Raw genomic sequence first — 11,870 nt, 5'->3', positions numbered from 1 at the left:
CCACCGCCCACGACCGAACCGCCGCCCCCGACAGCAACGGAGACCCAGACCGTGACGGTGACGCCCGCCCCGCCGCCGCCGCCGCTGAGTTTCCAGCCGCCCGCGCAGGCATCCCCGCACACCGAGATGTCGCCCGGCGCCGCCAGGGGCCCCGAGGTGGCGAACCTGGCGACCAAGATGTTCCAGGCGCTCAGGCCGTCGCGGTCCGGGGCGCTGCACAAGCCCTCCGGCGCCCTGACGATCGGCCGCGCCACCGACAACGACGTCGTCATCCAGGACGTCCTCGCCTCCCGCCATCACGCGTTCTTGATCCAGACGCCGCTGGGCACCGAGATCCGCGACGCCCACAGCGTCAACGGCACCTTCGTCAACGGCGTGCGGGTGGGGTCCGCGGTGCTGACCGAGGGCGACCTGGTCACCATCGGCAACGTCGACCTGGTGTTCACCCGCGGCGAGCTGCTCCGCCGCACCGAGGCGGCGACGCGCACCGGCGGCCTGGAAGTCAACTCCGTCTGCTTCACCGTGGACCACGGAAAGCAGCTGATCGACCACATCTCGCTGACCGCCCGGCCCGGCACGCTGACGGCCATCATCGGCGGTTCGGGCGCCGGCAAGACCACGCTGTCGCGGCTGATCGTGGGCTACACCAGCCCCACGTCGGGCTCGGTGACGTTCGAGGGCCACGACATCCACGCCGAATACGCGTCGATGCGCAGCAGGATCGGGATGGTCCCGCAGGACGACGTCGTGCACCGCCAGCTGACCGTCAACCAGGCCCTGAACTACGCCGCCGAGCTGCGGCTGCCGCCCGACACCAGCAAAGCCGAGCGGGCTCAGATCGTCGCCCAGGTGCTCGAAGAACTGGACATGACCAAGCACGCCGAGACCCGGGTGGACAAGCTGTCGGGCGGGCAGCGCAAGCGCGCCTCGGTGGCCCTGGAGCTGCTCACCCAGCCGTCGCTGCTGCTGCTCGACGAGCCGACTTCCGGCCTGGACCCGGCGCTGGACCGTCAGGTCATGCTGATGCTGCGCCAGCTCGCCGACGCCGGCCGTGTGGTGCTGGTGGTGACGCACTCGGTGTCCTACCTGGACGTCTGCGACCAGATCCTGCTGGTCGCACCCGGCGGCAAGACCGCGTTCTGCGGGCCACCCGACCAGGTCGAGGCGGCCATGGGCACCCGCAACTGGGCCGACATCTTCGCCAAGGTGGGCGCCGATCCCGACGAGGCCAACCGCCGCTTCCAGGAGCGCAACCAGCAAGCGTCCAAGCCGCCGTCGCCGCAAAGCCCGGCCGACCTGGGCGAGCCCCCGAGGACCGACATCTGGAAGCAGCTGTCCACGATCGCGCGCCGCCAGGTTCGCCTGGTCGTGTCCGACCGGGGCTACACGGTCTTCCTCGCAGTCCTGCCGTTCCTCATCGGCGCGTTGTCGCTGACCGTGAAGGGTCCCCACCCCGGCCTCGGCCCGGCCGACCCGCTCGGTCCCGCGCCCACGCAGCCGCAGTACATCATGGTGCTGTTGAACATCGGCGCCGTCTTCATGGGGACCGCGCTGACCATCCGGGACCTGATCGGCGAGCGCCCGATCTTCCGGCGCGAGCAGGCCGTCGGCCTGTCCACCACCGCCTATCTGCTGGCCAAGATCGCGGTGTTCTGCGTCTTCGCCACGGGCCAGGCGGCGGTGGCGACCATCATCGTGCGGCTGGGCAAGGGTGCGCCGACGGCACACCCCCCGTTCTTCGACAACTCCACGTTCTCGCTGTTCGTCACCGTCGCCGGAACCTGTGTGGCGTCGGCGATGCTGGGCCTGTTGCTGTCCGCCCTGGCGCAGTCCAACGAGCAGATCATGCCGCTGCTCGTGGTGTCGATCATGTCGCAGCTGGTGTTCTCCAGCGGCATGATCCCGGTCTATCAGCGCTTCGGCCTCGAGGAGCTCGCCTGGCTGACGCCCGCCCGCTGGGGTTACGCCGCGGGCGCCTCCTCGATCGACTTTCCGTCGCTGGTGAAGGTGAAACAGATCCCGACCAACGACCCGATCTGGCAGCACTCGAAGCACATCTTCGTGTTCGACATGGCCATGCTGGCGTTCCTGTCCGCCGCCTACACCGGCTTCGTCCGGTGGCACATCCGGCTGAAGCGCTGAACTCGCGGGCCGGTCCGATGACACAAGCCGCCGAGCCCGTGCTGACCGTTCGATCGGACCGATCGAAGGGCAGCTTCGCGGCCGGCCGCGACGTGGTGGTCGGGAGCGACCTGCGCGCGGACCTGCGGGTGGCGCACCCGCTGATCGGGCGCGCACACCTGCTGCTGAGGTTCGACCGCGGCAAGTGGGTCGCGCTGGACAACCATTCGCTGAACGGGATCTACCTCAACGGCCAGCGGGTGCCCCTGGTCGACATCGAGGACGGCCAGACCCTCAACATCGGCAAGCCCGACGGCCCCCGGATCACGTTCGAAATCGGCCACCACACCGGGACCGTGGGCATGCTCCCGCCGACCACGGAGTCGATCCCGGTCATCACACCGCCCGGCGACGCGCACCCGGCCCCCCCGACCGGCCAGCGGCCACCGGCCCCACCGCCGCGCCCCTGGCAGGGCCCGAACCGCACCACCGCCGTGCCGATCGTGCGGCCCGACGCCGCGACACGGTCGGTGCCGCAGACCGGCGGCCCGCCCCAGGCGAATCCGCCGACCGAGATCGGCGTGAGCGGCCAGGTCGCCGAGTTCCCGACCACGCGGGTGCAGAACCTCGGACCCGAATCCGAGCGGGTGACCGACCGACCGGGCCGCGCCGCCTGGATCGGCCGCGCGCTCGACAACGACATCGTCATCCACGACGTGCTGGCGTCACGCCATCACGCGTTTCTCACGCCGACGCCGGCGGGCACCGAGATCCGCGACGCCAACAGCAGCAACGGAACCTTCGTCAACGGGCTCAAGGTGGCGGCGGCGGTGCTGTCCGAAGGCGACGTGGTGACCATCGGGAACGTCGACCTGGTGTTCTCCGGCGGCATCCTGGTCCGCCGCCAGGAGGCGGCGGCGCGCACCGGCGGCCTGGAGGTGCGCGGCGTCGACTTCAGTGTCGGCGGCAAGAATCTGCTGGAACGGATCTCGCTGACCGCCCGCCCGGGCACGCTGACCGCCCTCATCGGCGGGTCGGGTGCGGGCAAGACCACGCTGTCGCGGCTGATCGCCGGGTACGCCACCCCGACCTCCGGGTTGGTCACCTTCGAGGGCCACAACATCCACACCGAGTACGCGTCGCTGCGGACCCGGATCGGGATGGTCCCGCAGGACGACGTGGTGCACCGCCAGCTCACGGTCAACCAGGCCCTCTGCTACGCGGCCGAGCTGCGGCTGCCGCCGGACACCACCAAGGCCGACCGCGAAGAGGTCGTCGCGCAGGTGCTCGACGAACTCGGCCTGACCCAGCACGCGGGCACCCGGGTCGACAAGCTCTCCGGCGGGCAGCGCAAGCGCGCCTCGGTGGCGCTCGAGTTGCTGACCGGGCCGTCGCTGCTGATCCTCGACGAGCCGACGTCGGGGCTGGACCCGGCGCTGGACCTGCAGGTGATGACCATGCTGCGCCAGCTGGCCGACGCGGGCCGGGTGGTGCTGGTGGTCACCCACTCGCTGACCTACCTCGACGTGTGCGACCAGGTGCTGTTGATGGCGCCCGGCGGCAAGACCGCCTTCCTCGGGCCGCCGGACCAGATCGGCGCCGCCATGGGGACCACCAACTGGGCGCAGATCTTCGCGAAGGTCGGCGCCGACCCCGACGAGGCCAACCGCCGTTTCCTGGCGCAGAACAAACCGCCGCCGGCCGTCCAGACGGAGGCGCCGGCCGACCTCGGTGTCCCGCCGCGCACCAGCACCCGTCGCCAGTTCTCCACCGTCGCCCGCCGCCAGGTGCGCCTGGTGGTCGCCGACCGCGCCTACTTCGTGTTCCTGGCGCTGCTGCCGTTCGTGATGGGCGCGCTGTCGCTGACCGTTCCCGGCCACACCGGTTTCGGCTACGCCGATCCGACGAGCGACTCGGCCGGCGAGGCCGCGACGATCCTGACGCTGCTCACCATGGCCGCGGCCTTCATGGGCACCGCACTGACCATCCGCGACCTGATCGGCGAGCGGCCGATCTTCCGGCGCGAGCAGGCGGTCGGGCTGTCGACCACGGCCTACCTGCTGGCCAAGATCGCGGTGTTCTGCGTGTTCGCCGTCGCCCAGGCGGCGATCGCCACGGCCATCGTGGTGATCGGCAAGGGCACGCCGACGCGCCCGGCCGTGCTGCTCGGCAACCCGACGCTCGAGCTGTTCGTCGCCGTCGCCGCGACCTGTGTGGCCGCGGCGATGCTGGGTCTGCTGCTGTCGGCGCTGGCGCGCTCCAACGAGCAGATCATGCCGCTGCTGGTGGTGTCGCTGATGGGCCAGATGGTGCTGTCCGGCGGGATGGTGCCGGTCACCAACCGGGTCTTCCTCGACCAGCTGTCCTGGGCGGTGCCGTCGCGGTGGGGGTACGCCGCGCAGGCGTCGACGGTCGACCTGTGGACGGTGGCGCCCGGCCCGCAGAACCCGCGGGACAGCCACTTCCAGCACACGCCGTCCGCCTGGCTGTTCGACATGGGCATGCTCGCGGCGTTGTCGATCGCCTACGCCGGCCTGGTGCGGTGGCGCATCCGGCTCAAACACTGACCTCAGCCGTCCAGGGTCTCCCCGAGGCGCAGGCCGTGCGCCGCCGCGTAGGCCACCGCCTGGCCGACGTCGACGCGGGCGCCCGCCAGCGATGCGGTTCGCCACAACGAGGGATCCACGGTCGCCCCCCGCAGGTCGGCGTCGTCCAGCCGGGCGCCCGTCGCCCGGGCGCCGGACAGGTCGGCGCCGCGCAGCACCGCCTTGCGCAGGTCGGCCTCCACCAGGCTGGCCTCGCGCAACCGGGAGCCGCTCAGGTCGACGCCGCGCAGGTCGTTACCGCCCAGCACCGCCAGCGTGAAGTCGACCTCGTCGAAGGTGATCGGCCGCATCCGGCACTCGACGAAGACCGAGCCCAGCATGCTGCACTGTGCAAACGAGCTGTGCCATAACGACGTCCGCCGAAACGTGCAATTGCGGAAAGCCGACCCGCGGTGTTGCGACTCGGCCAGGTTGGCGCCGCCGAAGTTGCACTCGTCGAACACCACCCGTTCGGTGTGCAGCCGGCTGAGGTCCTCGTCGGTGAAGTCGTGGCCCAAGAATTGGCGGTCGACCCACCGCCCGGTCAATTGGCGGTCAGGGTGGCCAGGGCGTATTCGCTGACCGCGATCAGCGCGTCGGTCGCCGACCGGCGATCCCGGGCGTCGACGGTGATCACCGGGATGTGCGCGGGCAGGGTCAGCGCCTCGCGCACCTCCGCGACGGGATAGCGCGGCGCATCGTCGAATTCGTTGACCGCGACCAGAAACGGCAGGTTGCGGTGCTCGAAGAAGTCGACCGCGGCGAAGCTGTCCTCCAGCCGCCGGCAGTCCACCAGGACGATCGCCCCGATGGCGCCGCGCACCAGGTCGTCCCACATGAACCAGAACCGGCGCTGGCCCGGCGTGCCGAACAGATAGAGCACCAGGTCTTCGTCCAGGGTGATCCGGCCGAAGTCCATCGCGACGGTGGTGGTCCGCTTGTCGGGGGTGGCCTCCAGCGCGTCGACGGCGGTCGAGGCGTCGGTGAGCATCGCCTCGGTGCGCAACGGCATGATCTCCGACACCGCGCCGACGAACGTCGTCTTGCCGGCGCCGAAGCCGCCCGCGATGACGATCTTGGTCGAGGCGTGGGCTCCGCCTTGCTGCATCTCGGGGTGTACCTCAGAGTGCCTTAAGGCCACGCAGCGTCCTTCCTATCAGTTCGTGGCGCTCATCTCTGGTCGAACGCTCGGACAACGTCCTGTGCACCCGAAGGTAGCCGGACAACACCAGATCGCCGACCAGGACGCGCGTGACGCCGAGCGGAAGATCCAGCCGGGCAGAGATTTCCGCGACCGACGGGCTGCCGACGCACAACTGGATGATCCTGCCTTTCGCATCCTCAGCGGGCCACCGGTGGGCCAGGCCGGCCTGCAGCGTCTGAATCGGCGCTTCCACGGGAAGCTCGACGTCGGTGCCGGTCCGCCCGGCCGTCAGGGTGTACGGGCGGACCAGATTTCCTCTACGTGTGGTCGTCGGCCGGGGCTCGGGTTCGTCCATCGCGGCTCACGAGACGCCGGACCGGCGGGTGGACTGGACCACGCCCCCGACCCGCTCGACCAGGATGGCCATCTCGTAGCCGATTTGACCGATGTCGCACGACGTCGCGGCCAGGGTGGCCAGATGGGAGCCGTCGCCGACGCGCATCAACAGCAGGTAGCCGTGCTGCATCTCGACCACGGACTGCAGCACCTGGCCGCCCTCGAACAGCTGCGCGGCGCCGGTCGCGAGGCTGGCCAGGCCGGAGGCGACGGCGGCCAGCTGGTCGGCGCGCTCGCGCGGGAGATGCTCGCTGGCGGCGATGGGCAGGCCGTCGACGGAGACCAGCAGGGCGTGCGCCACGCCGGGGACCTCGCGGGCGAACCGCGTCACCAGCCAGTCCAGTGGGGGGGCACCGCCCGCTCGCGGGGGAATACCGGGTGAGGTCATTGCTGATCGGACCCTTCTTCGCGGGCGTGCGACCGGCCGGTGCGCACCCCGCCGAAGTGACTGCTGAAGGAGGCGCGAACCGCCTCGGGATCGCGCGCGGCGGCCGCGTGCTGCGGCTCCCGGGCGGAGTCGGGCCGGTCCTGCTCGGGCAGGTCGGTTCCGTTGGCCGCGCCGGGCACCAGCCGGGCCCCGGGAGTGCGGACCGGCAGGCCGTGCTCGGCGGTGCGCGCCTCGACGGGCTTGTCCTCGGCCGCCGCGGCCAGTGTCCAGCCGCGGTCCCATACCGACTGCCAGTCCAGGTCGGGGCTGTTGACCAGGTCGTGCGGATCGCCGAGCATCTCCGACAGCATCCGCCGGTAGATCACGTCGTCGTCGGCCGGGGTGGCCGCACCCTGCGGGGCGGCCGGGATCGACAGGCCGGGTGCGCTCGGTGCGGAGGCGGCCGGCTTGTCGGCCTCCCGCGACCGCGCGGCGAAGAACGCCGACGTGTCCGACGCGGTCCGGGCGGGTTTGGGCTCCGGCTCGGCGGGGGCCGCCGGGGCGGCCGGTTGCGCCGGGGTCCCGCTCTCCCACCACGGGGTGGGCAGTTCGCGCCGGGGCCGCCGGGGCTGTTGCTCGGCGGGTGGGGCAGGCACGTCGGTGATGCCGCTGGACCCGGGGTTGCGGCGCGGCAACAGCGTGACCGGTGGCACGGAGTCGGCCGCGGCGGCGCGCACCGCCGGCTCGGGCGCGCGTTCCTCGGGGGCGTCCCCAGCGGCGGGTTGCGCGCTGGGTGACGAGACGGCCCTGATCCGCGCGACGCGAACCGGCTGGCCGGTGCCCTCGAGGATGGCCGGCGGCAGGTAGATCTCGGCGGTGGTGCCGGGGCCCGCCTCGTTGGCCGCCGGGCCGCGCAGCCCGACCCGGATGCCGTGCCGGGCCGCGATCCGGCCGACCACGAACAGGCCCATGTGGCGGGCGTTGTCCGGGCTGACCTCGCCCCCGGCCTGCAGCCGCATGTTGGCGATGCGCCGATCGGTGTCGTTCATGCCCAGCCCGGAGTCGGCGATCCGCACCACGACTCCGCCGTCGCCGCCGCGGGCCGCCGAGACCCGCACGGGCGTCGAGGGCGGCGAATAGCGCAGGGCGTTGTCGATCAGCTCGGCGAAGAGGTGGATGGCGCCACCGGCGGCCGCGCCGATCAGCGTGCTGTTGTCCGGCAGCCCCGCGATCTCGACGCGCCGGTAGTCCTCGACCTCCGACACCGCCGCGTTGAGCACGGTCGCCAGCGGCACCGGGTCGCGCTGGTCGCGGGCGAGCTGCGCGCCGGCCAGCACCAGCAGGTTGGCGCTGTTGCGGCGCAGCCGGGCCGCGAGGTGGTCCAGCCGGAACAGGCTGTCCAGGCGTTCGGGGTCCTCCTCGTTGCGCTCGAGCCGGTCGATGAGCGACAGCTGCTGGTCGACCAGCGAGCGGCTGCGCCGCGACATGGTCTCGAACATGTCGTTGACCAGCAGCCGCAGCCGCGCCTCGTCGCCGGCCAGCAGCAGGGCCTGGGTGTGCAGTTCGTCGACGGCGTGGGCGACCTGGCCGATCTCCTCGGTGGTGTACACGGGCAGCGGTTGCGGCGTCGGCTCGGCGCCGCCCGCCTTGACCCGGGCGATCTCCTCCTCGAGGTCGGTGTGGGCCACCTTGAGGGCGCCGTCACGCAGGACGCGCAGCGGCCGCACCAGGGCGCGCGCCACCAGCAGCACGACGACCAGCGCGATCACGATGGCGGCCAGCACCACGACCGTGTCGATGATCGCGGAGTTGCGCTTGTCGGCGGCCTGGGCGTGCACGGATTTCGTCACCGACGCGGTGGCGTCCTTGATGACCTGCTCGGCGATCTCGTCGGTGGTCTGGATCGAGCGCAGCAGGTCGGCGTCGTCGACGAGCACGCTGGCCGGATCGGACATGATCGCCATCCGGGTCACCAGCTGCTGCTGCAGCGTCTTGGCCTCGGGCGAGCCCGCGCCGAGGACTTCGCTCATCCCGAACAGCGTCGACGGCTCGGTCCCGGCCAGGGTGATCATCGACGTCCGCAGTTGCGGCTCGGGCAGGTCGGCGCCGCGGGTGACGAGGATCTTCTGCATCGTCATCTGGCCGCGGGCCCCGACCGCCCGGCTCAGGCCCTGGGTCTGGGCGCGGATCTTCTCGTCGTCGACGCGCACCGACGCGTTGATGACGTCCTCCGCGGTCAGCAGGATGGGGGCGTAGAGGGTCACCCGCTCCCGCAACCCGAGCCCGTTGTCGGTCGCCTTGTTCACCAGCATCTGACCGCCGTCGAGCAGGTTGTTCACCCCCGACTGGACCTCGGGGCTCACGTCGGTGTCGCGCACCCGCGTGTCCAGCTCGTACTTGCGCGCGTCGAAGTTCTTCTTGGCCCCCTCGACGTCGCGCCCGGTGCCGCCCGCCACCAGGGCGACGTCCAGGGCCGACATGTACTTGGTGATCACCGGGACCAGGTCGGCGCGGGCCGCGGCCAGCCGCAGACCACTCGAGTTCGCCATCGCGCCCTCGATGCGCAGCGCCCCGAACACCGTTGCCAACGCCAGCGGGACCAGCACGATGGCCAGGACTTTCCACCCGACCGGCCAGTTGCTCAGCGACCAGGCCGGCGGGCGTTTGCCCGGGGCCGCGCCGGCGCTGCGGGGCGGTACGGACTCGGGTGCGGCCGCCTCGGCCGGGGCGGCCGGGCGGGCGAACATGGTCACGTCGCCGCGGCCGGGCGACCGGCCGCCGCGCTGATGGTCAGCGCTCGAGAAATCGAGAGGCTCATGAGACTTCCTGCTTTATCCACCCGTGCCACGCCAGATGGGCGCGAGCGCGTCAACGTGGCAATCCGACGAGTATGACAGCCCGCGGCCCAGGTCACCAGAATCCGTACTGAGCAGACCGGCCGCCCCAAGGCGCACCCCCGCGCGGACGCACGACCCTGGCAAACCGCGGCGAGACGGTCTACGCCGCCCGGAGGACCGCGACGAGGAAATCGGAGTCATCGGTGAACGGGCGCAGGTCCCAGGTGGACAGCAGCAGATCGGGCGCGAACCCGGCCGCCGCCGCGTCGTCGAGGAACTCGGCGAACGCATAGTCGCGGCCGGCGCCGAAGCCGATCGCCGCCCGGCCCTCGTCGGCGAGGTGGGCCCGCAGCCGGCTCAGCACCCGGCCCCGGGTGCTCGGCGCGAGGAACGCCATGACGTTGCCGGCGGACACGATGACGTCGAACGGCTCGGCGATGCCGCGGGCGGGCAGATCGAGCTCGGCGAGGTCGCCGACGAGCCAGCGCGGGCCGGGGTGATCGTGCTCGGCCGCCTCGATGAGCGCCGGGTCGACGTCGACGCCGACGACGTGGTGACCGGCGGCGGCCAGGTGCCCGCCCAGCCGGCCGGGGCCGCAGCCGGCGTCGAGGATCCGGGCGCCGCGGGGCGCCATCGCGTCCACGAAACGGGCCTCGCCGGCCAGGTCGTCACCCGCGCGGGCCATCGCCCGGAACCGCTCGATATACCACTGCGAATGTCCTGGATCGGCAGCGACTTTCTGCATCCAGAGGCTCTGCTCGACCATGCGACCATTATCGCGTTGTGTTCAAGCTGATGTTCTACTCCCCGCGCATCCCCCCGAACACGGGCAACGCCATCCGGACGGCGGCGGCCACCGGCTGCGAACTGCATTTGGTCGAGCCCCTGGGGTTCGACCTGTCCGAGCCCCAGCTCCGGCGGGCCGGGCTGGACTACCACGACCTGGCGTCGGTCACGGTCCACCCCTCGTTACCGGCCGCGTGGGACGCGCTCATGCCGGCGCGGGTGTTCGCGTTCACCGCGCAATCCAGCACGCGGTTCTCCGACATCGGCTACCGGCCCGGCGACGTGTTGATGTTCGGGCCCGAACCCGACGGGCTGGACGACGCCACGCTGGCCGACCCGCACGTCACCGAGCGGGTGCGCATCCCGATGCTGGCCGGCCGCCGCTCGCTGAACCTGTCCAACGCCGCGGCCGTCGCCGTCTACGAGGCCTGGCGGCAGCGCGGCTATGACGGGGCGGTCTGAGCCGGACGGCTACCAGGCGTTCCAGTGCGTGACCTGCTCGGCGGGCAACCGCTTGGCGGGGCGGAAGTCGGTGCCCTTGGTGTAGGCGATCGGGAACAGCCCGCCCTGGCTGTACTTGTCGTAGGGAATGCCCAGCACGTCGGCCACCTGCTGCTCGCCGTCGCGGAGCAGGTGCAACGTCGTCCAGCACGAGCCCAGCCCACGGGACCGCAGCGCCAGGCAGAAACTCCAGACCGCGGGAAACAGCGACGCCCAGAACGACACCCCACCCAACGGGGTCTGGTCGTCGCGGCCTTCGATGCAGGGGATCAGCAGCACCGGCGCCTCGTGCATGTGCTCGGCGAGGTAGGTCGCGGAGTCGCGGACCTTGCCCATCCGCTCGCCGCGGGTGTCCCCCTCGCCGTACTGCGGCGCCGGCGCGCTCAGGTAGCCGCGGGCGTTGGCCAGGTACACGTCGGCGATCGCCTTCTTCTTGTCGGCGTCCTCGACGAACACCCATTGCCAGCCCTGCGAGTTCGATCCGGTGGGGGCCTGCAACGCCAGCTCGAGACATTCCATCAGCACTTCGCGTGGCACCGACTTGTCGAAGTCGAGGCGTTTGCGGACCGAGCGGGTGGTGGTCAGGACTTCGTCGACGGACAGGTTGAGGGTCATGCTCGGAGACTACCCGGGTACATGAGCGCCGAACTGACACAAGAGGTTCCGCGGGCTGCCGCGGCCCCCTCCGGCCGAGGTCGGGTTTCTAGGACGGTGCCGGCTGGTCGCGCGGAATCGCCCCGTCGCATCCACCGGGCGGCGGCGGGCCCGGGAGAGGTTCGTCTCCGCCGACGCAGTCGTAGTAGAACTGAGGCCCGGCTATCCAGGTCTTCATCCACTGGTGCCAAAACGACCCGTCCGGGTACTTCTCGCCGTCGCACACGGCCAGATTGCCGTAGCCCCACCGCCCACCCGGGCAGTAGCCCTTCGTCATGTCCGGCTGGTGCGGGTCGGGCGGGTCTGCGCTCGCGACCGCAGGGAGAAACACAAACGCCGCAGTACAACCCAATATTGCAGCGCCGTGGCGAGCAAGCCTGAACGTCACTTGTGGATGAGCCGCAGCCATGAAGCGCGGGCGGACGAGCCGTCCCGAGGACAATTTCAAGTCCGGCTCCTTCTGGTCGAGAGCAGGCACG

At 71.4% G+C, this 11,870-nt stretch carries 11 protein-coding genes; 3 read left to right on the top strand and 8 right to left on the bottom strand.

Annotated elements, in window-relative coordinates:
* Window positions 1–2,142 (top strand): ATP-binding cassette domain-containing protein (locus tag AWC03_RS18800; RefSeq protein WP_211279254.1); only part of this gene is annotated, 2,142 nt, incomplete at its 5' end.
* A gap of 17 nt (window positions 2,143–2,159) precedes the next feature.
* Window positions 2,160–4,688, top strand: a complete 2,529-nt coding sequence (locus AWC03_RS18795; protein ID WP_085242231.1) for an ATP-binding cassette domain-containing protein — start codon at window positions 2,160–2,162, stop codon at window positions 4,686–4,688.
* A 2-nt stretch (window positions 4,689–4,690) separates the two neighbouring features.
* Here the strand turns inward: AWC03_RS18795 and AWC03_RS18790 are convergent, their stop codons facing one another.
* The 6 genes from AWC03_RS18790 to AWC03_RS18765 form a co-directional block, all read right to left on the bottom strand.
* The gene (locus AWC03_RS18790) at window positions 4,691–5,254 is read right to left on the bottom strand and encodes a pentapeptide repeat-containing protein (protein WP_085242220.1); all 564 of its coding nucleotides are present in this window, start codon (window positions 5,252–5,254) and stop codon (window positions 4,691–4,693) included.
* A complete protein-coding gene (locus tag AWC03_RS18785) occupies window positions 5,251–5,847 on the bottom strand; it encodes a GTP-binding protein (protein WP_085242219.1) in 597 nt (198 codons plus the stop codon). Before AWC03_RS18785 ends, AWC03_RS18790 begins: the two co-directional genes overlap by 4 nt.
* A complete protein-coding gene (locus AWC03_RS18780) occupies window positions 5,828–6,205 on the bottom strand; it encodes a DUF742 domain-containing protein (protein ID WP_085242218.1) in 378 nt (125 codons plus the stop codon). Before AWC03_RS18780 ends, AWC03_RS18785 begins: the two co-directional genes overlap by 20 nt.
* Window positions 6,206–6,211: 6 nt before the next feature.
* A complete protein-coding gene (locus AWC03_RS18775; RefSeq protein ID WP_085242217.1) occupies window positions 6,212–6,634 on the bottom strand; it encodes a roadblock/LC7 domain-containing protein in 423 nt (140 codons plus the stop codon).
* On the bottom strand, window positions 6,631–9,360 hold the full coding sequence (locus AWC03_RS18770) for an ATP-binding protein (RefSeq protein ID WP_211279255.1): 2,730 nt from the start codon (window positions 9,358–9,360) through the stop codon (window positions 6,631–6,633). Before AWC03_RS18770 ends, AWC03_RS18775 begins: the two co-directional genes overlap by 4 nt.
* Window positions 9,361–9,610: 250 nt before the next feature.
* Window positions 9,611–10,216: a class I SAM-dependent methyltransferase gene (locus tag AWC03_RS18765; protein ID WP_085242215.1), complete on the bottom strand. Its 606-nt coding sequence runs from the start codon at window positions 10,214–10,216 to the stop codon at window positions 9,611–9,613.
* Window positions 10,217–10,233: 17 nt separating this feature from the next.
* Here AWC03_RS18765 and AWC03_RS18760 point away from each other — a divergent pair, with 17 nt between their 5' ends.
* Entirely contained in the window at window positions 10,234–10,698 is a 465-nt protein-coding gene (locus tag AWC03_RS18760) for a tRNA (cytidine(34)-2'-O)-methyltransferase (RefSeq protein ID WP_085242214.1), read from the top strand.
* Window positions 10,699–10,707: 9 nt separating this feature from the next.
* Here AWC03_RS18760 and AWC03_RS18755 read toward each other — a convergent pair whose 3' ends face one another.
* Both AWC03_RS18755 and AWC03_RS18750 read right to left on the bottom strand, forming a co-directional pair.
* Window positions 10,708–11,352 (bottom strand): nitroreductase family protein, encoded by a 645-nt coding sequence (locus AWC03_RS18755; RefSeq protein ID WP_085242213.1) that lies wholly within the window; start codon window positions 11,350–11,352, stop codon window positions 10,708–10,710.
* Between the two features lie 88 nt (window positions 11,353–11,440).
* Window positions 11,441–11,800, bottom strand: a complete 360-nt coding sequence (locus AWC03_RS18750; RefSeq protein ID WP_085242230.1) for a hypothetical protein — start codon at window positions 11,798–11,800, stop codon at window positions 11,441–11,443.
* Window positions 11,801–11,870: the final 70 nt, after the last annotated feature.

It is taken from the genome of Mycobacterium europaeum (genome assembly GCF_002102155.1).
In the GTDB taxonomy this organism is placed as follows: Bacteria; Actinomycetota; Actinomycetes; order Mycobacteriales; family Mycobacteriaceae; genus Mycobacterium; species Mycobacterium europaeum.
This window is presented reverse-complemented; position numbering and strand designations above follow the sequence as displayed.

Excerpts from the sequence above, each read along its gene's own strand:
- AWC03_RS18795 (WP_085242231.1), top strand. The coding sequence starts at position 2,160 with ATGACACAAGCCGCCGAGCCCGTGCTGACCGTTCGATCGGACCGATCG.
- AWC03_RS18780 (WP_085242218.1), bottom strand. The coding sequence starts at position 6,205 with ATGGACGAACCCGAGCCCCGGCCGACGACCACACGTAGAGGAAATCTG.
- AWC03_RS18775 (WP_085242217.1), bottom strand. The coding sequence starts at position 6,634 with ATGACCTCACCCGGTATTCCCCCGCGAGCGGGCGGTGCCCCCCCACTG.
- AWC03_RS18770 (WP_211279255.1), bottom strand. The coding sequence starts at position 9,360 with ATGTTCGCCCGCCCGGCCGCCCCGGCCGAGGCGGCCGCACCCGAGTCC.
- AWC03_RS18765 (WP_085242215.1), bottom strand. The coding sequence starts at position 10,216 with ATGGTCGAGCAGAGCCTCTGGATGCAGAAAGTCGCTGCCGATCCAGGA.
- AWC03_RS18755 (WP_085242213.1), bottom strand. The coding sequence starts at position 11,352 with ATGACCCTCAACCTGTCCGTCGACGAAGTCCTGACCACCACCCGCTCG.
- AWC03_RS18750 (WP_085242230.1), bottom strand. The coding sequence starts at position 11,800 with ATGGCTGCGGCTCATCCACAAGTGACGTTCAGGCTTGCTCGCCACGGC.